General features: G+C 72.0%; 24 protein-coding genes. 6 read left to right on the plus strand and 18 right to left on the minus strand.

Annotation, left to right across the window (positions count from 1 at the left end; translation table 11 throughout):
- The first annotated feature begins 48 nt into the window (after positions 1–48).
- Positions 49–1,533 (plus strand): MFS transporter, encoded by a 1,485-nt coding sequence (locus ACFPYL_RS05285; protein ID WP_379151254.1) that lies wholly within the window; start codon positions 49–51, stop codon positions 1,531–1,533.
- On the opposite strand, the gene ACFPYL_RS05290 is transcribed toward ACFPYL_RS05285, so the two are convergent.
- Positions 1,530–1,697 carry a hypothetical protein gene (locus ACFPYL_RS05290; protein ID WP_379151257.1) on the minus strand — a complete coding sequence of 56 codons (168 nt, stop codon included), beginning with the start codon at positions 1,695–1,697 and terminating at the stop codon, positions 1,530–1,532. The two genes, ACFPYL_RS05285 and ACFPYL_RS05290, sit on opposite strands and share 4 nt — an antisense overlap.
- A gap of 203 nt (positions 1,698–1,900) precedes the next feature.
- Here ACFPYL_RS05290 and ACFPYL_RS05295 point away from each other — a divergent pair, with 203 nt between their 5' ends.
- A complete protein-coding gene (locus ACFPYL_RS05295; RefSeq protein WP_379151260.1) occupies positions 1,901–3,307 on the plus strand; it encodes a glycoside hydrolase domain-containing protein in 1,407 nt (468 codons plus the stop codon).
- A gap of 3 nt (positions 3,308–3,310) precedes the next feature.
- Here ACFPYL_RS05295 and ACFPYL_RS05300 read toward each other — a convergent pair whose 3' ends face one another.
- Genes ACFPYL_RS05300 through ACFPYL_RS05325 form a run of 6 tightly spaced genes read right to left on the minus strand, consistent with a single transcriptional unit; the run spans position 3,311 to position 8,333 of the window.
- A complete protein-coding gene (locus ACFPYL_RS05300; protein ID WP_379151264.1) occupies positions 3,311–3,754 on the minus strand; it encodes a DUF3817 domain-containing protein in 444 nt (147 codons plus the stop codon).
- Complete coding sequence (purQ, locus tag ACFPYL_RS05305) at positions 3,751–4,419, minus strand: phosphoribosylformylglycinamidine synthase subunit PurQ (protein ID WP_379151267.1); 669 nt, start codon at positions 4,417–4,419, stop codon at positions 3,751–3,753. The genes ACFPYL_RS05300 and purQ overlap by 4 nt, the downstream gene beginning before the upstream one ends.
- A complete protein-coding gene (gene purS / locus ACFPYL_RS05310) occupies positions 4,416–4,685 on the minus strand; it encodes a phosphoribosylformylglycinamidine synthase subunit PurS (RefSeq protein WP_379151270.1) in 270 nt (89 codons plus the stop codon). Before purS ends, purQ begins: the two co-directional genes overlap by 4 nt.
- A 59-nt stretch (positions 4,686–4,744) precedes the next feature.
- Positions 4,745–5,548: a hypothetical protein gene (locus tag ACFPYL_RS05315; protein WP_379151273.1), complete on the minus strand. Its 804-nt coding sequence runs from the start codon at positions 5,546–5,548 to the stop codon at positions 4,745–4,747.
- Positions 5,545–8,034, minus strand: coding sequence for a hypothetical protein (locus ACFPYL_RS05320; RefSeq protein ID WP_379151276.1), 2,490 nt, complete (start codon positions 8,032–8,034; stop codon positions 5,545–5,547). The genes ACFPYL_RS05315 and ACFPYL_RS05320 overlap by 4 nt, the downstream gene beginning before the upstream one ends.
- Entirely contained in the window at positions 8,031–8,333 is a 303-nt protein-coding gene (locus ACFPYL_RS05325) for a hypothetical protein (RefSeq protein WP_379151279.1), read from the minus strand. Before ACFPYL_RS05325 ends, ACFPYL_RS05320 begins: the two co-directional genes overlap by 4 nt.
- A gap of 95 nt (positions 8,334–8,428) precedes the next feature.
- Here ACFPYL_RS05325 and ACFPYL_RS05330 point away from each other — a divergent pair, with 95 nt between their 5' ends.
- Positions 8,429–8,926: a general stress protein gene (locus ACFPYL_RS05330; protein ID WP_379151902.1), complete on the plus strand. Its 498-nt coding sequence runs from the start codon at positions 8,429–8,431 to the stop codon at positions 8,924–8,926.
- Between the two features lies 1 nt (position 8,927).
- Here the strand turns inward: ACFPYL_RS05330 and ACFPYL_RS05335 are convergent, their stop codons facing one another.
- Genes ACFPYL_RS05335 through ACFPYL_RS05350 form a run of 4 tightly spaced genes read right to left on the minus strand, consistent with a single transcriptional unit; the run spans position 8,928 to position 12,127 of the window.
- Positions 8,928–9,302 carry a hypothetical protein gene (locus tag ACFPYL_RS05335; RefSeq protein WP_379151282.1) on the minus strand — a complete coding sequence of 125 codons (375 nt, stop codon included), beginning with the start codon at positions 9,300–9,302 and terminating at the stop codon, positions 8,928–8,930.
- Positions 9,289–10,857: a long-chain-fatty-acid--CoA ligase gene (locus ACFPYL_RS05340; protein ID WP_379151285.1), complete on the minus strand. Its 1,569-nt coding sequence runs from the start codon at positions 10,855–10,857 to the stop codon at positions 9,289–9,291. The genes ACFPYL_RS05335 and ACFPYL_RS05340 overlap by 14 nt, the downstream gene beginning before the upstream one ends.
- Positions 10,854–11,243: an SRPBCC family protein gene (locus tag ACFPYL_RS05345; protein ID WP_379151288.1), complete on the minus strand. Its 390-nt coding sequence runs from the start codon at positions 11,241–11,243 to the stop codon at positions 10,854–10,856. The genes ACFPYL_RS05340 and ACFPYL_RS05345 overlap by 4 nt, the downstream gene beginning before the upstream one ends.
- Positions 11,240–12,127, minus strand: a complete 888-nt coding sequence (locus tag ACFPYL_RS05350; protein ID WP_379151291.1) for a phosphoribosylaminoimidazolesuccinocarboxamide synthase — start codon at positions 12,125–12,127, stop codon at positions 11,240–11,242. Before ACFPYL_RS05350 ends, ACFPYL_RS05345 begins: the two co-directional genes overlap by 4 nt.
- A 70-nt stretch (positions 12,128–12,197) precedes the next feature.
- Here ACFPYL_RS05350 and ACFPYL_RS05355 point away from each other — a divergent pair, with 70 nt between their 5' ends.
- Positions 12,198–13,160 carry a sulfotransferase family protein gene (locus ACFPYL_RS05355; protein ID WP_379151293.1) on the plus strand — a complete coding sequence of 321 codons (963 nt, stop codon included), beginning with the start codon at positions 12,198–12,200 and terminating at the stop codon, positions 13,158–13,160.
- An 8-nt stretch (positions 13,161–13,168) separates the two neighbouring features.
- On the opposite strand, the gene ACFPYL_RS05360 is transcribed toward ACFPYL_RS05355, so the two are convergent.
- The 3 genes from ACFPYL_RS05360 to ACFPYL_RS05370 form a co-directional block, all read right to left on the minus strand.
- Complete coding sequence (locus ACFPYL_RS05360) at positions 13,169–14,056, minus strand: hypothetical protein (RefSeq protein ID WP_379151296.1); 888 nt, start codon at positions 14,054–14,056, stop codon at positions 13,169–13,171.
- Between the two features lie 62 nt (positions 14,057–14,118).
- On the minus strand, positions 14,119–14,598 hold the full coding sequence (locus tag ACFPYL_RS05365; protein ID WP_379151299.1) for a hypothetical protein: 480 nt from the start codon (positions 14,596–14,598) through the stop codon (positions 14,119–14,121).
- 74 nt (positions 14,599–14,672) lie between these two features.
- Positions 14,673–15,236: an antibiotic biosynthesis monooxygenase gene (locus tag ACFPYL_RS05370; RefSeq protein ID WP_379151302.1), complete on the minus strand. Its 564-nt coding sequence runs from the start codon at positions 15,234–15,236 to the stop codon at positions 14,673–14,675.
- Positions 15,237–15,295: 59 nt separating this feature from the next.
- On the opposite strand from ACFPYL_RS05370, the gene ACFPYL_RS05375 reads away from it, so the two are divergent.
- Both ACFPYL_RS05375 and ACFPYL_RS05380 read left to right on the plus strand, forming a co-directional pair.
- On the plus strand, positions 15,296–15,910 hold the full coding sequence (locus ACFPYL_RS05375; RefSeq protein WP_379151305.1) for a hypothetical protein: 615 nt from the start codon (positions 15,296–15,298) through the stop codon (positions 15,908–15,910).
- Between the two features lie 3 nt (positions 15,911–15,913).
- Positions 15,914–17,374 carry an MFS transporter gene (locus tag ACFPYL_RS05380; protein WP_379151308.1) on the plus strand — a complete coding sequence of 487 codons (1,461 nt, stop codon included), beginning with the start codon at positions 15,914–15,916 and terminating at the stop codon, positions 17,372–17,374.
- Here ACFPYL_RS05380 and ACFPYL_RS05385 read toward each other — a convergent pair.
- Genes ACFPYL_RS05385 through ACFPYL_RS05400 form a run of 4 tightly spaced genes read right to left on the minus strand, consistent with a single transcriptional unit; the run spans position 17,344 to position 20,997 of the window.
- Positions 17,344–18,363 (minus strand): hypothetical protein, encoded by a 1,020-nt coding sequence (locus ACFPYL_RS05385; protein ID WP_379151311.1) that lies wholly within the window; start codon positions 18,361–18,363, stop codon positions 17,344–17,346. The two genes, ACFPYL_RS05380 and ACFPYL_RS05385, sit on opposite strands and share 31 nt — an antisense overlap.
- Positions 18,360–18,929: an RNA polymerase sigma factor gene (locus ACFPYL_RS05390; protein WP_379151314.1), complete on the minus strand. Its 570-nt coding sequence runs from the start codon at positions 18,927–18,929 to the stop codon at positions 18,360–18,362. The genes ACFPYL_RS05385 and ACFPYL_RS05390 overlap by 4 nt, the downstream gene beginning before the upstream one ends.
- 42 nt (positions 18,930–18,971) lie before the next feature.
- Positions 18,972–20,426, minus strand: a complete 1,455-nt coding sequence (purB, locus tag ACFPYL_RS05395; RefSeq protein ID WP_379151316.1) for an adenylosuccinate lyase — start codon at positions 20,424–20,426, stop codon at positions 18,972–18,974.
- Positions 20,427–20,478: 52 nt separating this feature from the next.
- Entirely contained in the window at positions 20,479–20,997 is a 519-nt protein-coding gene (locus ACFPYL_RS05400; protein WP_379151319.1) for a hypothetical protein, read from the minus strand.
- Between the last annotated feature and the right edge of the window lie 24 nt (positions 20,998–21,021).

The following is a 21,021-nucleotide window of genomic DNA, read 5'->3' on the forward strand; positions in this document are numbered from 1 at the left end:
CGGATCTACTGTACCTCGGCCCACGAGGCCAGAACAGGACTCTCCACCATGTCTCTCACCACCACCACCCCCACCCGGGGAGCGGGTCGGCCCAGCGAGCTGCCGCCGAACGCCGGCCGCGCAGCCGCGGGCATCGCGATCGTCCTGGTCGCCCAGCTGATGATCGTGCTCGACGCCACCGTCGTGAACGTCGCCCTGCCCCGGATCGACGCCGACCTCGACTTCGGCCCCGCGTCGCTGTCGTGGGTCCTCAACGCCTACACCCTCGCCTTCGGCGGCCTGCTGCTGCTCGGCGGCCGGCTCGGTGACGTCTTCGGACGGCTCCGGGTCTTCGAGATCGGCCTGGCCACGTTCACGATCGGCTCGGCGCTCGGCGGTCTCGCCCAGACGCCCGGCCAGCTGGTCGCCGCGCGGACCCTCCAGGGGGTCGGCGCCGCGCTCGCCGCGCCGAGCGTGCTCGCCCTGCTCACCACCAGCGCGCCCGACGAGGCCGCCCGCAACCGCGCCCTCGCGCTCTTCGGCGCAGTGTCGTCCGGCGGCGCCTCGATCGGCCTGATCCTCGGTGGCCTGCTCACCGACGTCGGGTCGTGGCGCTGGACGCTCTTCATCAACGTGCCGCTCGGCATCGCCGTGCTGCTCCTCGCCCGTCGCTTCGTCACCGAGACGGCCCGCCGCCCCGGACGCTTCGACCTGGTCGGCGCCGCCAGCGCCACCGTCGGCGCGGTCTCGATCGTGTGGGCGCTGATCGGCGCTCCCGACCACGGCTGGGCCTCCGCCCAGACCATCGGCGGCATCGTCCTCGGCGTCGCCGCGCTGCTCCTGCTGGCCCGCACCGAGACGCGGCACCCGCACCCGATGATCCAGCCCCACCTGGTCAAGAACCGGCGCCGCGTCGCCGCGCTGGCCGTGATGGCCCTGGTGATCGGCGCGAACCTGTCGATGTTCTTCCTGGTCGTGCAGTACGTGCAGCGGGTGCTGGGCTTCGGCCCGCTCGCGTCCGGCTTCGCCTTCCTGCCCTTCAGCCTCGGCATCTTCGGGATGTCCCGGATCACCCCGTGGCTGATCGGCCGGGTCGGCCCGCAGGCCATGCTGATGACGGGCACGGCCGCCATGACGGTCGGCTACGCCTGGCTCAGCACCGCCGGTGCCGACGGCTCCTACTGGGGCTCGGTCTTCGGCCCGATGCTGATCGCCGGCCTCTCGACGGGCCTGGTGTTCATGCCGATCTCCGTCACGGTGCTCGGCGGCGTGGAGCCGGAGCACGCCGGGTCGGCGTCGGGCCTGCTGCAGACCACGCAGCAGCTCGGCAGCGCGGTCGGCGTCGCCGTCATCGTGTCGGTGTACGCCGCCGGCGCGGTCCCGGGCCAGTTCGTGCCCGGGCTCCAGGCGGCGTTCCTCACCTCGGCGGGCTTCACCGCCCTGGCCCTGCTCGTCGCGGGCCTCGCCCTGCGGACCAGGAAGGCGACCGTCCCGGAGCCCGCGCGCGTCGAACCGGTCCGCGCGGACCTGACCGAGGCCGTCGAGGCGGCCTAGGCCGTCACCATCTCCGGGCGGGTGGCGAGGACGGGCGTCCAGACGCGTCCGTCCCACCACCACCGGCCGTCGGCGCTCGCCACCGGCGTACCGCCCTCGATCGGATCCAGGTAGAACTCCGGACCCCGGCCCAGGAACGGGAGCGTGCTCCAGCTGTCACTCATGATCGACCCCCTCGATCGTCGCGTGCGGCCAGCGTGCTCCCGTTCCGGGCCGGGCTCAGCCGATTGAGCAAACCTTGTGGTTCACCCCGCGCGAATTACAGGGTTGTAGTTGTCGGCGAAGGCTGTGACTGGTGTGAATGGTGAGGTTATGGTGACGTGGCCTCGGCCGCGAGGCAGCGACCACCCCTTCCCTGGAGCTCGACATGCCTCGCCGGTTCATCCCTCTCGCCCGACGTGCCTCGACCGCGCTGCTGCTCAGCGCACTCGCCGTCTCCGGGCTGGTCGTGGTGGGCGGGAGCGAGCAGGCCACCGACGCCGCTGCCCCGGTCGCGGCGAAGGCGCGCAAGGCCAACGTCGTCACGCCCGGTGACTTCACCGGCTTCGGCTTCGACCAGTGCCAGGCACCCAGCCAGGCGAAGATGAACCGCTGGCTGCGGGCCTCGCCGTTCTGGGCGGTCGGCATCTACATCGCCGGGGACTCGCGGGCCTGTCGCAACCAGACCTACCTGAACGCCACCTGGGTCAGCACCCAGCTCGCCAAGGGCTGGCGGCTGCTGCCCATCACGCTCGGACCGCAAGCGTCCTGCCAGCCGCGGTTCCCGCGCTACAAGGACGACTTCCGGATCAGCTCCAAGGCCAACACCAACGGGGCGTACACCACCGCCGCCCGGCAGGGCCGCACACAGGCCGCCGAGTCGGTGACCGCGGCGATCGACCTGGGCATCAGCGCGGGCAGCACCCTCTGGTACGACCTCGAGGGCTTCGACTCCAGCAACGTCAAGTGCCGCGAGTCGGCGCTGTCGTTCCTGAGTGGCTGGACCGACCAGCTGCACACGCTCGGCTACTTCTCCGGCGTCTACTCGAGCGCCGGGTCCGGGATCCGGGCCCTGGACGACGCGCGGGTGGAACGACCGGGCACCTACGTCCTCCCCGACCAGATCTGGATCGCCCGCTGGGACGGCGTCGCCAACACCAGCACGCGCTACATCCGGTCCGACGGGTGGATGCCGCGGTCCCGCGTCAAGCAGTACCGGGGCGGGCACGACGAGACCTGGGGCAAGGTCACCATCAACATCGACAGCAATTTCCTGAACCTCGGTCGCGGCTCGGTCGCCGACCCCGAGGTGCACTGCGGCGGCGTCAACATCCTGCGCGCGGGCTACCGCGTGATCCGTCCGGCCAACGGCACCAGCACCCCGGACCCCGCCCAGGTCAAGGCGCTCCAGTGCCTGCTCCAGGAGCAGGGTTCCTACAACGGCCCCATCCAGGGCCGCTACACCGCCGCCACGGCCGCTGCCGCAAACAGCTGGCAGAGCGCCCACGGCCTGCCCGTGACACCGGGCTGGACCCGTCAGGCGTGGGTGGCGTTGCTGAGCGAGGGCAACCGGGTGCTGCTGAAGTTCGGCTCCGCCGGACCCGACGTACGACGGGTGCAGCGCGCTCTCTCCGCTGCCGGCACCGACGCCACGGCGGCCGCCGTCCGCGCCACCGGCGTCTTCAACTGGAAGACCGACCGCGCGCTGCGCGCCTACCAGCAGCGGATCGGGGTGCCCGTCAACGGCATCGCCGGGGGTCCGACCTGGGCCGCCCTCCAGAGCGGCAAGGCCTGAGGATCAGCTGGCGGGCGGACCGACCAGCAGCGCGACACCGGTCAGCGCGGCGACGGTCACGAGACCCGCGATCGCACCACGGACCGGGTTGCGCAGCAGCCACGAGACGACGCGGTCGGGCGCCGACGCGGGCGCCTCGTGGACCAGGCGCCACGAGGCGCCGAGGACGTCGGCACGCTCGGCGGAGCGGTCGCCGAGCACCGTGAAGAACGGCGGCACCGACGCGAGCAGCGTCAGCAGCGCCCGACGCCCGGACCAGCGCTGGTCGACGGACACCAGGACCGTCACCAGGCAGTAGGCGATGAAGACCACGCCGTGGACCATGCCGAAGACGCGGACGCCGAGGTCGGTCACGTCGGAGTACTTGAGGACCATGCCCGTCAGGAGCAGGGCCCAGGTGACCGCCTCCGCGACGGCCACGAGGCGGAAGGTCTTGAGCGGCGTCATGCGAAGGTGCTCTCCACGATGCTGGTGAAGAAGCCGAGACCGTCGGTCCCGGCTCCGGTGAGGTCCTCGACGGCGTGCTCGGGGTGCGGCATCAGCCCGACCACGTTGCCGCGCTCGTTGGTGATGCCGGCGATGTCGCGCAGCGAGCCGTTGGGGTTGACGTCGAGGTAGCGGGCGACGACGCGCCCCTCCCCCTCGAGCCGGTCGAGCGTGTCGGTGTCGGCGACGAAGCCGCCCTCACCGTTCTTGAGGACGATGGTGATCTCCGCGCCCTCGTCGTACGCCGTGGTCCACGCGGTGCGGTTGTTCTCGATCCGCAGGCGCTGGTCGCGGCACACGAACTTGCGGTGGTCGTTGCGGATCAGCGCACCGGGCAGCAGGTGGGACTCGCAGAGGATCTGGAAGCCGTTGCAGATGCCGAGCACCGGCATCCCCTGGCCGGCGGCCTCGATGACCTCGGTCATCACGGGCGAGAAGCGCGAGATGGCGCCGCAGCGCAGGTAGTCGCCGTACGAGAAGCCGCCCGGCAGGATCACGGCGTCGACGCCGCGCAGGTCGTGGTCGCCGTGCCACAGCGCGACCGCCTCGTGGCCGCCGATGGTGACGGCGCGCTGCGCGTCGACCTCGTCCAGGGAGCCGGGGAAGGTGACGACCCCGATCTTCACCGAGCCGCCTCGGCGGTGACGGAGTCCTCGACGTGGACCGAGTAGTTCTCGATGACCGGGTTGGAGAGCAGCGTCTCCGCCATCTTCTCGACCTCGGCGAGCACCGCGTCGGTGACCTCGCCGTCGATCTCGAGCTCGAACCGCTTGCCCTGGCGGACGTCGGTCACGCCGCTGAAGCCGAGCCGCGGCAGTGCGCCGAGCACGGCCTTGCCCTGGGGGTCGAGGATCTCGGGCTTGGGCATGACGTCGACGACGACACGGGCCACGGGGCGCTCCTTCGGGAGGGTGCGAGTGCGCCTGCAGTCTAGTGGTGCGGGGTCACGTCTCAGGCACCGGAGGCCTGCTGCACCCGCGCCACGGCCGCCTCGATCCGGTCCGCGATCTCGGGGAGGGGCGTCGAGTCCTCGAGACGGCGCCAGTCGTCGGACATCCGGTCCGTCCACTGCACCATCGGCACGCGCTGTCCGGCGCGCACCATCGACGCCGGCACGAGCGCGTCCGGCATGGCGTCGTACGCCGCCTCGTCGACGACGGCCTGCGCCTGGTCCATGGCGTCGCCGACCCGGTCGAAGCACTCGTCGGCGGCGCAGCCGGACTCGACCGCGGCGATCACGTCGGCCGACGGGTCGAGCCAGACCGTCTCGGCCTCCTGCTGGGCATCGAACCAGGTCGCCACGTCCGCCGACGTCAGCGACTGCGCCAGCCCGGTCGCCAGGTAGTCGAGGTAGGCGGCCCGGAAGGCCGTCGCCGCCTCCACGTCCGAGCCGGCGGCGGCCATCGCGTCCTCGAGCTCGGCACGGTCGAGGTCGGCCGACGGCTCCGGCATGCCCGGCGAGCGTGGGCCGTACGCCGCACGCAGGGCGTCCGGATGGGCCGCCAGGGCGTCGAGGACGGCCGCGGAGAGCTGCGGCGGCAGGTGCCCCGGCCAGGCGGCAGCGGCCGAGACCAGCGCCGGGAGCGCCTCGGCGACACCCTCGGGAGCGGCTGCGGCCTCTGCGGCCGCGCCGAGCGCGGCGGACGCCTCGGCGGACGGCGCGTCCCCTCCCTCGCTGTCGTCCGACGTGCAGCCCGCGACCAGGACAGCGGCCACGCAGAGGCTGACGACGGCGGCGACCGTCGGGCGGATCAACCGCCGTCCCCGGTGTGCTGCTGGTCGCCGGTGTGGCCGAAGAACTGGTCGCGCCGGGAGATCGCCGAGGTCAGCTGGTCGGACATCTGCTCACGCAGCTCCGAGGCGCTGGCCGGGAGGCCGTTCACCTCCTGCTGGTGCTGCCAGGCGTCCCGCTGCTCGGCGCCCCACTCGCTCATCGGGATCCGGTCGCCGTCGCTGTCGACCAGCGCGGGGGCGAGGGTCTCGATCGGCAGGTTGCGGTAGACGGCGTTCTGCGCCATCGCCTGGGCGGCGCCGTCGGTGTCGAAGATGCTCTGGCCGATCTGGTGGTTGACCTGGACGGTGGTGTCGACGTCGTTGGCGGACGTGATCGCATCGACGCCCTGGCCGACCAGGTAGTCGCCGAACCCTCCGACCACCGGGATCTTGCCGACGCCCTGCTCGGCGACCCAGCCGCCGAACTCCCAGGCGGAGTCACCGCGGGCACTGTTGGCCGCGTCGGCAGCGAGGCCGTCGGCCCGCAGCTGGTCGCCGTACCCACCCTTCATCGAGGCCAGGACGTCGGCGTACGGACTGCTCACCTGCGAGTCGGCCAGGGACAGCCGGCTGTTCCACTGCGACATCGGGTCCTGGTGTGCGGCCTCGGGGGCCTCCCCCTCCCCGCTGAAGACGTGGTCGTAGCCGAGGTTGGCGTACTGCGCGGCGGCGTCGGCGACGATGTTGCCCGCCCCCTCGGTGCGCCCGACCTCGTCGAGGGTGTTGCGCAGCGCGCTCTCGTCGAAGTCGACCAGCCGGCTCGGGTCCTGCTTGCCCGGCAACCACGGGTCGGCGTCACCGGTCGTCACCGGGTGCTGGTGCTGGAAGGTGTCGTAGACCGAGGGCATGTAGTGACTGACCATCGTGCCCACCGGCGCGCGCAGCTCCGGCGCCAGGTCGTGATCGGGGTCGCCGGCAGCGTTGACGACGTCGTTCATGATGTGGGCGGACGTGGCGTCGGGGTCGACGGTGGTCGCCGTGGTCAGTGCGTCGCCCAGGGTGCCGATCTCGGAGGGGCGGTCGCCGAAGTCCTCGTAACTCGACCAGTCGCGGTCGTTCATGTAGTGCTCGACGCGGTCGTCGTAGTCCGAGACACCGTCGGGATCGCTGAAGAACTCCCGTGCCGCTTCCGGGTTCTTGGAGAGTCCCTCCATCAGCCCGCCGAACGGATCGTGGCCGTTGGGCCAGTCGCGGTCGGGGAAGCCGTCGTCGCCGAGGTGCGTCAGGTCGAGGTCGCCCGGGTACGTGTAGTGGTCCCACGGGCTGGCGCCGCCGTTGTCGTCGGCGAAGTCGTGCTCGAACTTCTCCATCCCGGTGCCGACCTGGTTGAGGAAGTAGGAGCCCTGGCCGTCGCTCGCGAGCAGCGGCGAGAGCAGCTGGTAGCCCAGCGCGTTGCCGCCGATGCCGTTGGCGAGCTCGAACGGCGCCTGCCCGACCTGGTTGAGCTGGTGGACCCACTCGCTCGACACGTGGTCCACCGCGCCCGGACCACCGTCGGCGCCCGACGTGCCCGCGGCCAGCACGTGGCTCCAGGTCTGCTGGGCGTGACCGGCGGACTGCCAGCTGATGCCGTCGGCGTCCCCCGGCGGGTTGGCGAGGAGGGTGGCCTGCACCTCCAGCACGCCCCGTGGCCCGAGCTCGTCGAGCAAGGTCGTGGCGACGACCGGATCCCGGCCGAACGCGTCGGTCAGCTGGTTGAGCTGGTCGATCTCGGCCTGCGTCGGGTAGGCGTCCGCGTCGCCGGTCGCGACCACCGGCACCGCCATGTCGTCCCAGCGCGTCGACAGCGCGCTGCCGACCGCCTGGCGCTGGTCGTCCGAGAGCGCGTCGAGGTACGGCGCGGTCTCCTTCGGGTGCTTGAACATGTAGTCGACGAGCTCGGCGTTGCTGAGGCCGCGCATCTCCGGCGGGAGCGCGGCGTCGGCGAGGGTGCCGGTGCCGCCGTCGTAGCTGCCCACGCGAGCGCCGTTGAGCACCGAGGCCAGCTGGGCGTCCGCGTCGGACGCCGCCTGCAGCGCGTCGGCGACCTGCTGGGCCAGCGCGGTCATCCGCGCCTCGTCGACCTTCTCCTGGACCGCGCCGAGGATGCCGCCGCCGCCGTCGTCGGCGGCCGGCGGGGCCGTGATCCGCACGCTGCCACCGGTCTCCTCCAGGTGCCAGCCCTCGGCCGCGACCGTGGACAGTGCCGAGTGCAGCGAGTCCTGCGCGCTCTTGATCGCGCCCTGGGCGGCGTCGAGCGCCTCGACCACCGGCGACACCGCGGCCACCAGGTCGGCGAGCCGCGCGTAGACCCGGTCGTGGGAGCCGACGGCCGCGGTCGCGGCCTCGCCCTGCCAGCTGCCCGGAGGGCTGCCGGCGTCCATCTCGTCCTGGAGGTCGACCAGCGCCTTGCGGTCGGAGTTCAGGCTCTCCGCACTCGCGCCGACGGCCGCGGGGTCCCAGCTCTCGAGCTGGGCGATGGTGGTCACTGCGCACCGACCATCGGGCGGTGGAACGCCGTCTGGACGACCTCGTCCTCGGCCTCGAGGTGGTTGGCGGCCGCCACCATCTTGTCCCGCAGCGCGCCGAGGTCGCGGGACAGGTCGCTGACCGCGGTGCCCCAGCTCTCGGCGAGCGACTGCGCCGCACCCGCGCTCTGGCTGTCCGGCAGCGCGCCGTGCACGCCGCTCAGGTGCGGACCCGGCTCCGTCGCGCCGATGCCGTCCGCGGCCGCTCCGATCTTCTGGGCCGCCGCGTCGACGTCACCCTTCAGCATCTCCAGCGTCATGTCGGTCCCCGTCCCGAGTGGTTGCGCTTCGATCGGGACCTACCCGGTCGCCACGGGCCAGAAACTCGACCGTTGGGCACACTGGGAGCATGAGCATGCCTGCCGCAGTTCCTGGGATGAACCCCCTCCGCCTCGAGTTCCCGCAGTCGCTGGCCGTGTACGACGACTACGCGTCCGCCCAGAAGACCGTGGACTACCTGTCCGACAACGAGTTCCCGGTGCAGCACCTGATGATCGTCGGCACCGACCTGAAGCGCGTCGAGCGCATCACCGGCCGGCTGACCACAGGCCGCGTCGCACTCGGCGGCCTGCTGTCCGGCCTGTGGCTCGGGCTGTTCGTCGGGCTGATCTTCTCGTTCTTCGTCGACGAGAACGTCCTGGCGATGATCCTGTCGACGATCCTGCTCGGCGCCGTCTTCGGCATCGTGTGGGCGCTGCTCGGCTACGCGCTCACCCGCGGCCAGCGTGACTTCTCGTCGATCACCCAGGTCGTCGCGACACGCTACGAGGTGCTGGTCGAGCACAAGGTCGCCGGCCAGGCCCGCGAGCTGCTCGCCGGTCTCCCGGGTGCGCTGCCCAACCCCTTCGAGTAGGTCAGGACCCGCAGGTCGCGGTGATCGACCGGGGGTCGTCGCTCGGCATCTCGACCGTGCAGCGGACGGGCTTGCCGTGCAGCTTGAACGGCACGTCCTCGGTGGTCGAGCCGGCCTTCATGCTGAACACCGACTGCGTGATCGCCCCCGAGTCCTTCGGGATCGCATGGCCGGCGTCGTCGATCAGCACCAGGTCGTACTTGTCGCGCAACGTGTCCTCGGCGATCGTCACCGGGGTCCGCGCGTCGAGGCTGAACGCCTTGGCCAGGCCGAACGGCACGGCGAAGAGCAAGACGATCAGCGCGACCAGCGTGAGCCGGAACCGCAGCTCGTGACGGTCTGTCTCCATCGCGACGGGCTTGTCAGCTGAGCTCACGCTTGAGGATCTTTCCGGTGGAGGTCATCGGGAGGGCGTCGACGAACTGCACGACACGGGGGTACTTGTAGCTCGCCATCTGCTCCTTGCCCCACGCGACCAGCTCGTCCTCGGAGATGTCGGCGCCGTCGCTGAGGATGACGACGGCCTTGATCTCCTCGCCGTGGCTCTCGTGGGGCACGCCGATGACCGCGGCCAGCGAGACGGCCGGGTGCGTCATCAGCACCTCCTCGATCTCGCGGGGGTACACGTTGTAGCCGCCGCGGATGATCATGTCCTTCGAGCGGTCGACGATGTAGTACCAGCCGTCCTCGTCGCGTCGGCCCAGGTCGCCGGAGCGGAACCAGCCGTCGTGGATCGCCTCGGCGGTGGCGTCGGGCCGGTCGTAGTAGCCCTTCATGATGTTGTGGCCCTTGATGGCGATCTCGCCGATCTCGTCGGCGCCCTCCACCTCGGCCCAGTCGGGCGTGATCAGCTTCATCTCGACGCCGGGGATCGGCAGGCCGATCGAGCCGACCCGCACCGGCTCGCCGAACCGCGAGAACGACGCGACCGGCGAGGTCTCGGAGAGGCCGTAGCCCTCGAGGATCGTGACGCCGAAGCGCTTCTCGAACTCCTTGTGCACCTCGACCGGCAGCGCGGACCCGCCGGCGACGGCGACCCGCAGGTTGCCGGCGAGCTCGGCGACGTCGAGGCCGTCGGCCTGTGCACCCTCCAAGGCACCGAGCAGCCCCCAGTACATGGTGGGGACGCCGGCGAAGAAGCTGATCTTCTCCTTCTTCATCAGGTCCAGCGCCGCGCGCGCCTCGAAGCGGGCCAGCATGACGACGGTGCCGCCGTACGCGAACGCGCCGTTCTGGCAGACGGTCTGGCCGAAGGAGTGGAAGAGCGGCAGCACGCACAGGTAGGTGTCCGGGTCGTCGGCGCTGGCCCCGAAGAGCGCTTCGCCGGACTGCGCGTTGTCGCGCATGTTGCGGTGCCGGAGCTCGGCACCCTTCGGCTGTCCCGTCGTGCCGGACGTGTAGAGGATGACCGCGGTGTCGTCCTCGTCGGTGGCGACCGAGTCGAACGTCCCAGGCTGGCCGCCCATCGCCTGCGCCATCGTCTCGACGCCCTCGATCGGCGACGCGTCGCCGAGGCCGGCGGTGATCACGAAGAAGTGCTCGCAGCCCTCGGCCTCGTTGAAGCCGGCGTACCCGGCCTCGCCCATCGGCAGCTCGGGCGTGCCCTGGAAGCAGAAGTAGGCCTTCGCGTCGGAGTCGCCGAGGTGGTAGGCGACCTCGCGGCCCTTGAGCAGGACGTTGAGGGGGACGACGGTCGCGCCGGCCTTGAGGATGCCGAAGTAGACGACCGTGAAGTAGGGCAGGTTCGGGCAGGTCAGCGCGACCTTGTCTCCCGGCTGGATGCCCCGCGACACCAGGAGGTTGGCCACCATGTTGGAGAACGTGTCGACCTCGGCGTAGCTGAGCCTCGAGTCGCCGAACACGATCGCGGTGCGGTCCGGGTAGGTCGTGGCGCCGTCCTCGAGGAGGCTCGCCAGGTTGTACGTCGTCATGGGCTCAACATACTGGCCGCGTGGCGGAGGTCACGGCGGACTGCACGGGGCGCGACCTGCCGCAGCAGGGAGACGAACGGGCCGGTGATCACGACCTCCGCGTCGACGTCGCACCCGTCCGCGACCTCGGTGAAGGTCAGCGTCAGCGTCGCGGCGTACCCCCTCCAGGTGCCGCGCTCGGTCCAGCGGTGCGGGCGCTCGAGCTCGGTGGTCTCCATCCGCGGCCGGAGACCCGGGCGCGTCACGTCGACCCAGGTCTGGCCGACGCGCGGAGCGCCGTCGACCTCGTCGACCCGCTTGAGGCTCGACTGCCACGCCGGCCGGTTCCGCGGGTCCACGAGGTAGTCGAACGCCACCTCGCAGGTGACCGGGAACCGGGTGCTCACCAGGTCTGGCCGGTGAGCAGCTCGTAGGCCTCGACGTACCTGCTGCGGGTGCGCTCGACGACCTCCGGCGGCAGCGGCGGCGGGGCCTCGCCGGACGCGCGGTCCCAGCCGGACTCGGGCGAGAGCGCCCAGTTGCGCACGATCTGCTTGTCGTACGACGGCTGGGTGCGGCCGGGCTGCCACTCGGCGGCCGGCCAGAAGCGGGACGAGTCGGGCGTCAGCACCTCGTCGGCGAGGACCATGGTGCCGTCGGGGCGCGCGCCGAACTCGAGCTTGGTGTCGGCCAGGATGATGCCGCGCTCGCGGGCGATCGACTCGGCCCGCGCGTAGACCGCGAGGGTGCGGTCGCGCAGCGCGGCGGCGAGGTCCGCGCCCACGGTCGAGGCGACGACGTCGTACGAGACGTTCTCGTCGTGGTCGCCGAGCTCGGCCTTGGTGGCGGGTGTGAAGATCGGCGTCGCGAGGCGGCTGCCGTCCTCGAGACCGGCCGGGAGCGCGACACCGCAGACCTCGCCCGTCGCGCGGTAGTCGAGGAGCCCCGAGCCGGTGAGGTAGCCGCGGGCGACGCACTCGACGGGGTACATCGACAGCCGCTCGCACACGACCGCGCGACCACGGACCGCGTCGGGCACGTCGGTCGAGATGACGTGGTTGGGCGCGAGGTCGGCGAGCTGGTCGAACCACCACAGCGACATCCGGGTCAGGATCTCGCCCTTGTCGGGGATGGTCGTGTCGAGCACGAAGTCGAAGATCGAGATCCGGTCGCTGGCGACCATCAGCAGGTCGCCGCTCGGCAGCTCGTAGAGGTCACGCACCTTGCCGGAGTGGAGGTGCGTGGCGCCGTCGATGGCGGGCGCGGTCGGGATGTTGAGGTCAGCGGCCACACGCACACTCTAGGGTTTGACCTTTCCCTCCTTTTCGTACTGGGTTACTTTATTTTCCGAGGAGGGACCGATGATCCGAGCAGCCCACCCCGACTTCCTGATCGTCGGGGCACCCAAGGCCGGGACCACGGCCCTGCACGCCGCGCTCTCCCAGCACCCCGAGGTCTTCGTGACCCGCCCCAAGGAGCCGAAGTTCTGGCTGTGCGACGGTGCGCCGCCGCCGGCCTGGCGCGGTCCGGGCGACGCGCACTCCCAGCAGGAGTGGATCTGGCGCCACGACGAGTACGCCGCGCTGTTCACCGCCGCCCGCCCCGACACGGTGCGGGGCGAGAGCACTCCGTTCTACCTCTGGAGTCGCGGCGCCCACCGCCGGATCGGCGAGTCCCTGCCCGACGTCCGGATCATCGCCGTGGTGCGCGACCCGGTCGACCGCGCCTACTCGAACTGGATGCACCTCTGGTGTGACGGCCTCGAGCCCGTCTCCGAGTTCGAGACCGCCTTCGCCGCCCAGGACGACCGGGTCCGCGCCGGGTGGGCGCCGTTCTGGCGCTACCGCGAGCTCGGGATGTACGGCGAGCAGCTCGCCCACCTGCACCAGCACGTCGACCCCGAGCGGATCCTGGTGCTGCGCTACCGCGACATCGTCGACGACCCGCCGGCCGCCGTCGACCGCGCCTGCCGCTTCCTCGGCATCACTCCGGGGCTGGTCGCCACCATCCCGCGGGACAACTCACGCAGCTATGTCCCGCCGGGATGGCGGCCGACCGTGCTCGGCCCGGTGATCCGCGCGGGTGCGCACCTCGGCCAGTTCGCCCGGCCCGAGGTGTGGCGCCGGGCGAGCGTGCCGCTGACGGCCCGGCTGCGCACCCGCGAGGACGCCCGCCGCCCACGGCTCTCGCCGGAGCAGCGCGAGCGCCTGGTGCCGGTCTTCGCCGACGACGTCCGGCTGCTCTCCGAGCTCACCGAGCAGGACTTCACCGACTGGCTCTCGAGCGAGCCGAAGGGCTCCTTCGACGAGCGCCGTCCCGCCTGACCAGCAGCTCAGCGGACCAGCGTCACGAGGTCGTGGGCACCGTCGGGGCGAGCGGCCTCGACGTAGAAGCGGGTGCGACCGTCGGGCAGCGGCACCGCCGAGGCGTAGCGCCAGGCGCCGTCGGAGTGCGGCGAGACGATCGGGTCGGTGTCGTCGGCGACCAGGCGCTCGCCGTCCCAGCGGGCGACCCCGGTCGTCTCGAACCAGTTCGAGGCGGCGTCGGGGCGACCGTCGTACAGCACCACGAGCGGAGCGTCGGAGAGCACGGTGGTCACCCGGGCGCCGCGGGCGTCCCAACGGCCGGGGCGGCCGGCCAGCACCTCGCCGGCGTCGGTCCAGTCGAGGCCGTCGACGCTGGTGAGGAGCCGCGTCGTCATCCGGTCCTCGTGGCCGGCGTCGGTCAGCGGGTGGCAGCAGAGCCACATCCGCCAGCCCTCGTCGGTCCGCTCGACGACCGGGTCCTTGACGGCGACCCGGTCGTCACCGGGCAGCACCACCCGCCGCTCGCCGCTCGCGAGCTCGAGCGGGGTGGCCGCGGTCAGGCTGTCGACCCACCAGTGCTTGGAGTCCGGGGTCGCGCAGGAGAGGTAGAGGCGCCAGCCGACGCCGGGGACCGACACCAGGACCGGTCGCTCGAAGGACTCGCAGCCGAACGCCTCGCGGTCGACGACGGTGACCTGCTCGAAGTGCACGCCGTCGGCCGAGCGGGCGACGACCACCGAGACGCCGCGCCCCTCGGTGAGAGGGCGGCGCACCCGGTAGGTCAGCCAGAAGGAGCCGTCGACGAGCACGGCGCTCGCCGCACCCGCCCAGTTGCCCGGGCCGGCGCCCGGTGCGGGCACGACGACCTGGACGTCGTCGTACGACGGGAGCGGCGGCAGCGTGTCGACGGACATGCGCCCAGCATAGTCGAGTTGGTCACTATGGTTTCGAGGCTCGCACCTCAACCGCCGTGACGTCAGCAGCCGCAGGAGTAGTAGAGGACGTCCCAGTGGTTGCCCTCGTCGGCGTACACGTTGCCGGAGGCGGCGGTGTAGAGCGGCGTGCCGTCGCTGCGGGTGCCCGAGTAGGTATACGTGTTGTGGACCCACGTGGTCAGGCAGGCGGTCCGCGAGAAGTCGAGCTTGTAGCCGGTCGAGTGGCTGTACTGGCCGCCGGCGTGGCCGGTCTCGGTGCCGCCGGTGATGGTGAGGGCGCAGCCACTGGCGTTCTTGAGGGTGATCGCGCCGTCGATGGTGGCCTGGCGGATGCCCTCGAACGACGTGCAGGTCGAGTTGCCGGGGTCGGTGCAGCCGCCGGAGGACGTCCAGCCGATGCCGGCCGCGGAGAACTGCGACGCGGCGCTCGACTGGCTGACCGCGGACGCGGGTCCGGCGAGCCCGATCGTCAGCGCGAGGGTGGCGAGGAGTGCGAACAGGATTCCCGAGATTCTCTTCATGCTCGGTCCCCCGCCCGGGTCAGCGACCGAAAAACCTCGACGTCAAGGTTTCGAGACGGGCCTGGCGGCCCTCCTCAACCACCGTGGGGGCGCAGCCACCACTCCATCCGCTTGGTGATCCACGGCAGCGCGACGTAGGTCATCACCGGCGTCATCACCAGGACCGTGCACAGCACCCGGAGGACCAGCGGCAGGTCGGCGATCGTGTGCACCGCAGCCCAGTTGGCGAGGACGCTGAGCGGGAAGAACACGATGAAGATGACGCACGCCTGCTTCCAGCGCGGCGGGGCGGGAGGGGCCGGGCGCAGGTCCTCGACGTCGTACGTCGCCGGCGGGTCGAACCAGCCCTCGATGCCGGTCCGGCGCTCGATGCTCGACTCGCCGACCAGGCCCTGCGCGGCGCCCAGCCACCACTCCCGCTGCGGCGACGCCTCCCAGGTCGCGAGCGCCGCGTCGTCGGCGAAGCGGTAGAGCATGTGCCACTCCTCCGACCCCGTCGACGGGCGCACCCAGCCGGAGCCGAGGAAGCCCTCGAAGCGGGCCGCGAGCGCCGAGCCGGCCCGGATCCAGGCCACCATCTCGTCGTGGTGGCCGGGGCTGACGGTCCGGGTGATGGAAACGGTGACGGGAGCGGTCATGGCGCCGATGCTCCGGGGGTGCCGCCGTACGGCGCAAGTCGGGCTGGCAGCATGAGGTCATGCCGGAGTCTTCATCCGAGATCCACGCCCGCGTCCTCGCCGCCGCTGCCGACGGTCGGCTGCCCGCCCCGGAGATCACCGGGTGGGACGTCTTCCCGTGGGAGGTCGTCGACGGCGCCCTCGCCCCGAAGGCGCTCGACGCCCCCGCCCCCGCGACGCCCCGGGAGGGCGACGAGGGCGGCGCACCGTGCCGGGTCTGCGCGGGCGTGCCCGCCGACCGCATCGTGTGGGAGGACGAGGACTGGATCCTCACCCACCACGGCGAGCCCAGCGGGCTGCCGCTGGTGGTGATGCTGAACTCGCGCGAGCACATGGACGCCGGTGACTTCGACGACGACCAGGCCTCGACGTTCGGCCGCATCTGCAACCGCCTGGTCCGGATCATCCAGGGCCTCGACGGCATCGGCCGCGTGCACGTCAACCGGTGGGGTGACGGCTCGGCCCACTTCCACGTCTGGTTCTTCGCCCGGCCCGCCGGGTTCGAGCAGATCCAGGGATCCTTCGCGGTCGAGTGGGACGCCATCCTGCCGCCGGTCGACGAAGCGGTCTGGCGCGCCGACCTGCACACCGTCGCGACCAAGCTCGCCAACTGGGGCGGCCACGCCCGGGCCTGACCGGTGACCGAGCACGCGGTCGACGCGCCGTGTGTCGACGAGCCGGCGTACGAGCCGAACCCGCGCCGGTGGCGGATCCTCGGGGTCTCGCTGGTCATCGGCTTCATGGCGCTGCTCGACGTCTCGATCGTCAACGTCGCGATCCCCTCGATGCGCGAGGGGCTGCACACGTCGGCCGGCACCATCCAGTGGGTCGTCTCCGGCTACGCGCTCGCGTTCGGCCTCACGCTGGTCGCCGGCGGCCGGCTCGGTGACGCCTACGGCAGACGCCGCCTGATGCTCGTCGGCCTGGGCTGCTTCATCGTGTCCAGCGCCGCGGTCGGCTTCGCGCCCAACGCCGCCCTCGTGGTGCTGGCCCGGCTCGCCCAGGGTGCCAGCGCCGGGCTGCTGACACCGCAGAACTCCGGCCTGATCCAGCAGCTCTTCCGGGGACGCGAGCGCGGTCGCGCCTTCGGCGTCTTCGGGCTGACCGTCTCGGTGTCGTCGGCCGTCGGCCCGGTGCTGGGCGGCCTGATCATCGCCGTGGCCGGAGAGGACGACGGCTGGCGCTGGCTCTTCCTGGTCAACGTCCCGATCGGGCTCGTCGCCATGGTCGCCGTGCTGGTGATGGTGCCCCGGCGGGTCTCGACAGGCTCGACCGGCGGAGGGGTTGCGGCCGACAACCGGATCGACGTGCCGGGCGCCCTGCTCCTCGGCGCCACCGTGCTGTGCCTGCTCTACCCGGTCGTCCGCGTCGAGGGCGGCGCCCGGCTGCCGCTGCTGCTGCTCGTGGGCGTCCCCGTCTTCGGCTGGGCGTTCGTCGCGTGGGAGCGGCGTACGGCGCGGCACGGGCACCCGCCGCTGCTCGACCTCGGCCTGCTGCGCAGCCTGCCGGGCTACGTCAACGGACTGGCCGTCGGCGCGCTCTACTTCACCGGCTTCACCGGGGTGCTGCTGGTGACGTCGCTCTACCTGCAGGAGGGACTCGGCTCGACGCCGCTCCAGGCGGGCCTGCTGCTGATGCCGTTCGCGGTCGGGTCCGCGGTCAGCGCGCCACTCGCGGGCAGGGTCGTGTCCGACCTCGGCCGGCGCCTGACCGTCGCGGCCCTCACGACGATGATCGTGGGCGTCGTGCTCGTCGCCCTGCTGGTGCCGGGCCACGATCCCGTGTGGCCCTGGCTCGCTCCGACCCTGCTGGTGGCCGGCCTGGGCGCGGGCGCGGTCGTCTCACCCAACATGACCCTCACGCTCGCGGAGGTGCCACCCCGGATGGGCGGCGCCGCCGGCGGCGCGCTGCAGACCGGCCAGCGGATCGGCGCGTCGATCGGCGCGGCCGTGCTGGTGACGACCTACCAGCTCTCAGGCTTCCGCCCCGCCCTGCTCACCGGAGCGGCGCTGGTGTCGCTGGCGCTGCTGATGGCGATCCGGGCCCTGAAGCAGGCGCAGCGACAGGCTCAGCCCGCGCAGCCCAGCGTCCGGGCGTAGCGCGCCGGCACCTGCCCGGCCACGACCCGGTCGGCGTACTGCCAGATCACGTCGGGGTAGCCGTCGCGCGGGGTCATCTCCGCCAGCACCGGCCACTGGTGAGCGGTCGCGAGCACGTCGGCCGCCGTGGCCATCCGGGCCTGGTCGGCGACGCGGCGCGCCTCGACGTACTCGGTCAGCCACTCGCAGGCGACGTCGCGCGCCACCTCGGCACCGAGGAGGTCGAGGTCGTCGGCGTTGGAGGTGAAGCCGGAGCGGGTGCTGGACGGCGGGATCAGCGGGTCGACGTAGGCGCTGATGCCGTCGAGGACGTGGTCGACGGCGTCCTGCCGCTCGGTGCCGTCGACGTACGGCGCGGGCATGGCGGCCTCGAACTCCGTCCGGTCGACGAGGCGGACGTCGCGCAGCAGCCGCAGGTACGCCGCCGTGCTCATCGCCTTGCCGCGGATCTCGAGCCAGTGGCCGTTCTCGACGTCGCGGATCGCGGTCGGGTCAGCGCCGTCGGCGTAGGTCCACATCAGGGCACCGAGGCCGAGGACCTCGATCGGCTGCCCGTCGACCGGCGTCGCGGTGATCTGGCGGCGGTCCTCGACGTAGCTGGCGTGCTCGGCGGCCGGGTACCAGCTGATCTCGAGCTTCCGGGCACCGTGGACGTAGGTCAGCTCGCCGGTGTCGTCGTCGGCGTTGACGTTCTCGACCGTCCAGCCAGGGGCGTCGAGGACGGCCCGGTAGGCGCCCGAGCCGCCGCTGGTGACGTCGGCCCCCTGCAACCCCAGGCCGCTGACCAGCCAGGCGCTGCCGGCGATCAGGGCGAGGACGGCGGCGGCCGCGGCGACCGGCACCAGCCACGTCGTACGGCGTCGGGGGGTGTCGGTGCGGACCGGTCGGTCGTCGAGGACGGACGTGCTCATGATCTCCTCCAGGAGGTCGGCCCGCCCGGCGTGCAGCGGCAGGTCGGCGACGGCGTCGTCGGTGAGCTTGGGGTTCATGACCGCTCCTTCCGGGTGAGCTGGGACTGTCTGGGGTGGAGATGTCCGGGTGGTTCGGGATCGTTGCCCGGCAGTTCGGGGAGGAGGTCGCGCAGGCGCGCCCGGGCGCGGGAGAGACGGGGCCGGACGACGACCGTGGTGAGGCCGAGGACCTCGGCGATCTCGCGCGGCTCGAGCCCCTCCCAGAGGTGCAGCTCGAGCACCTCCTGGTCGCGGGCGCTGAGCCGGCGCATCGCCTCGGTGACGTCGGTGCGCTGCACGACGTCGTCGCTGGCGTCGGGCACCGAGCTCGCCAGCTCCTTGCGGAGCCGGCCGCCGAGGGCGGTCCGCCGGTGGTCGCCACGTCGGTGGTTGGCGAGGACCCGCCGCGCGACGCCGTACAGCCAGGGTCGCGTCTCGGTGCCCGTCGGGACGTGCGCGAGGCGCCGCCAGGCGACCAGGAACGTCTCGGCGGTGACGTCCGCCGCGTCCTCCGGCCGGTCGGTGCGCCGCAGCGCGTAGCCGAGCACGGCGTCGAAGTGGGAGGCGTAGAGCCGGCGGTAGGTCTCCTCGCGGGTCTCGCTCATGACGTCCTCATGTCCGGCACCCGCCCGAGCGTTGCAGCCGGGCTAGAGGATGCTGCCGGGTGAGTACGCCGCGGCCTCGGGGTGGCGCGCGACGACCTCGGCGACCCGGCGGACCACCGTCTGCACCTGGGCGACGGCGGCACCGGTGAACGTGATCGGCTCCGCGACCAGCGACGCGAGCTGCGCCTCGGTGAGGCCGAGCCGGTCGTCGCCGGCGAGCCGGGCGAAGACGTCGTTGTCGGCCTGGCCCTGGCGCATGTCGAGGGCGGTGCCGACGGCCGCCTCCTTGATCGCCTCGTGGGCGGCCTCACGGCCGACGCCGTTGCGGACCGCGGCCATCAGCACCTTGGTGGTCGACAGGAAGGGCAGGTAGCGGTCCAGCTCGCGCTGGATCACGGCGGGGAACGCGCCGAACTCGTCGAGCACCGTCAGGAACGTCTCGAACAGCCCGTCGGCGGCGAAGAACGCGTCCGGCAGCGCCACCCGTCGTACGACGGAGTCGGAGACGTCGCCCTCGTTCCACTGGTCGCCCGCGAGCTCGCCGATCATCGAGAGGTGGCCGCGGAGCACGACCGAGAGGCCGTTGACGCGTTCCGCGGAGCGGCTGTTCATCTTGTGCGGCATCGCGGACGAGCCGACCTGGCCCTCCTTGAAGCCCTCGGTGACCAGCTCGTTGCCGGCCATCAGCCGGATCGTGGTCGCGAGGTTGGACGGGCCGGCGACCAGCTGGACCAGCGAGGACACCACGTCGAAGTCGAGCGAGCGCGGGTAGACCTGGCCGACGCTGGTGAGCACGTGGTCGAAGCCGAGGTGCGCGGCGACCCGCTGCTCCAGCTGCTCGAGCCTGGCGGCGTCGCCGTCGAGGAGGTCGAGCATGTCCTGGGCGGTGCCCATCGGGCCCTTGATGCCACGGAGCGGGTAGCGGGCCAGCAGCCCCTCGATCCGGTCGAGCGCGATCAGCATCTCGTCGGCGACGGTCGCGAAGCGCTTGCCGAGCGTCGTCGCCTGGGCGGCCACGTTGTGCGACCGACCGGCCATCACGGTGGTCTCGTGCTCGGCGGCCAGGCGGGCGAGCCGGGCCAGCGCGGCCACGGCCCGATCGCGGACCAGCGCCAGGGACTGGCGGACCTGGAGCTGCTCGACGTTCTCGGTCAGGTCGCGGCTGGTCATGCCCTTGTGGATGTGCTCGTGGCCGGCGAGCGCGGAGAACTCCTCGATCCGCGCCTTCACGTCGTGGCGGGTGACCCTTTCACGCCTCGCGATCGACTCGAGATCGACGCCCTGCTCACCCTTGGCCACGACGTCCTGGTAGGCCTCGATCACCCCGACGGGCACGTCGATGCCGAGGTCGCGCTGCGCCTCCAGCACCGCGATCCACAGCTGCCGCTCGAGCACGATCTTGTGCTCCGGCGACCAGATCCGGGCGAGCTCGGCGGAGGCGTAGCGGGTGGCCAGGACGTTGGGCACAGCGACGTTCGGCACGGTCACGTCCCTCATCCTCCCATGGCTGCTGACCGCTGTCGGCCGGGCCAGCTATCGACCGAGCCAGCTATCGGCCGAGGACCAGCCACTGCCGGCCGGGGCCGGTCGGCCACCGACGACCGCGCCACTGGTCGAACCATGCACCGGGCTCGTCCACGGCCAACGCGTAGACGGTGTCGCGGATGTGCCGCACCTCGACGATGTCGCCTCCACGCACCACGAATCCGCAGATGGTCGCGACGTACGGGAACGGGCCGTGATGCCTGATCGACGCCGCGATGTCGAACGCCCTCCAGAGGCCGAGGTCGACGTCGCTCACCTCCTCCACCGAGCTGCCCACTGCACTGCCACCCAAGGTCACTCGCCGATCGACGAGCAGGCCGTAGGGACAGGCGCGGTAGACGGCACCCATGGCGACCAACGGACGCGCGGCGAGCTCAGCGACCCGCGCGGCCTCGTAGAGCGTCGCTGCGCGGGTCCTGACTGGTTCCCCGGCCAGACCGGCATCCAAAGCGATGCGGACCTGTCTGCGCGGCATCCCGATCTCCGCCAACCGCGCCGCTGCTTCTCGTCCACTGATCAGCATCCACGAACGCTAGATGGCCATCAC

Source organism: Nocardioides hankookensis, assembly GCF_042658885.1.
In the GTDB taxonomy this organism is placed as follows: domain Bacteria; phylum Actinomycetota; class Actinomycetes; order Propionibacteriales; family Nocardioidaceae; genus Nocardioides; species Nocardioides hankookensis.

What these genes read in the sequence shown, in the direction of transcription:
- ACFPYL_RS05285 (WP_379151254.1), top strand. Translation starts at nt 49, where the DNA reads ATGTCTCTCACCACCACCACCCCCACCCGGGGAGCGGGTCGGCCCAGC.
- ACFPYL_RS05330 (WP_379151902.1), top strand. Translation starts at nt 8,429, where the DNA reads ATGCCTGCCGCAGTTCCTGGGATGAACCCCCTCCGCCTCGAGTTCCCG.
- ACFPYL_RS05370 (WP_379151302.1), bottom strand. Translation starts at nt 15,236, where the DNA reads ATGACCGCTCCCGTCACCGTTTCCATCACCCGGACCGTCAGCCCCGGC.
- ACFPYL_RS05290 (WP_379151257.1), bottom strand. Translation starts at nt 1,697, where the DNA reads ATGAGTGACAGCTGGAGCACGCTCCCGTTCCTGGGCCGGGGTCCGGAG.
- ACFPYL_RS05360 (WP_379151296.1), bottom strand. Translation starts at nt 14,056, where the DNA reads ATGTCCGTCGACACGCTGCCGCCGCTCCCGTCGTACGACGACGTCCAG.
- ACFPYL_RS05325 (WP_379151279.1), bottom strand. Translation starts at nt 8,333, where the DNA reads ATGACGCTGGAGATGCTGAAGGGTGACGTCGACGCGGCGGCCCAGAAG.
- purB (WP_379151316.1), bottom strand. Translation starts at nt 20,426, where the DNA reads ATGAGGGACGTGACCGTGCCGAACGTCGCTGTGCCCAACGTCCTGGCC.
- ACFPYL_RS05365 (WP_379151299.1), bottom strand. Translation starts at nt 14,598, where the DNA reads ATGAAGAGAATCTCGGGAATCCTGTTCGCACTCCTCGCCACCCTCGCG.
- ACFPYL_RS05340 (WP_379151285.1), bottom strand. Translation starts at nt 10,857, where the DNA reads ATGACGACGTACAACCTGGCGAGCCTCCTCGAGGACGGCGCCACGACC.
- ACFPYL_RS05300 (WP_379151264.1), bottom strand. Translation starts at nt 3,754, where the DNA reads ATGACGCCGCTCAAGACCTTCCGCCTCGTGGCCGTCGCGGAGGCGGTC.
- ACFPYL_RS05375 (WP_379151305.1), top strand. Translation starts at nt 15,296, where the DNA reads ATGCCGGAGTCTTCATCCGAGATCCACGCCCGCGTCCTCGCCGCCGCT.
- ACFPYL_RS05355 (WP_379151293.1), top strand. Translation starts at nt 12,198, where the DNA reads ATGATCCGAGCAGCCCACCCCGACTTCCTGATCGTCGGGGCACCCAAG.
- ACFPYL_RS05400 (WP_379151319.1), bottom strand. Translation starts at nt 20,997, where the DNA reads ATGCTGATCAGTGGACGAGAAGCAGCGGCGCGGTTGGCGGAGATCGGG.
- ACFPYL_RS05385 (WP_379151311.1), bottom strand. Translation starts at nt 18,363, where the DNA reads ATGAACCCCAAGCTCACCGACGACGCCGTCGCCGACCTGCCGCTGCAC.
- ACFPYL_RS05295 (WP_379151260.1), top strand. Translation starts at nt 1,901, where the DNA reads ATGCCTCGCCGGTTCATCCCTCTCGCCCGACGTGCCTCGACCGCGCTG.
- ACFPYL_RS05390 (WP_379151314.1), bottom strand. Translation starts at nt 18,929, where the DNA reads ATGAGCGAGACCCGCGAGGAGACCTACCGCCGGCTCTACGCCTCCCAC.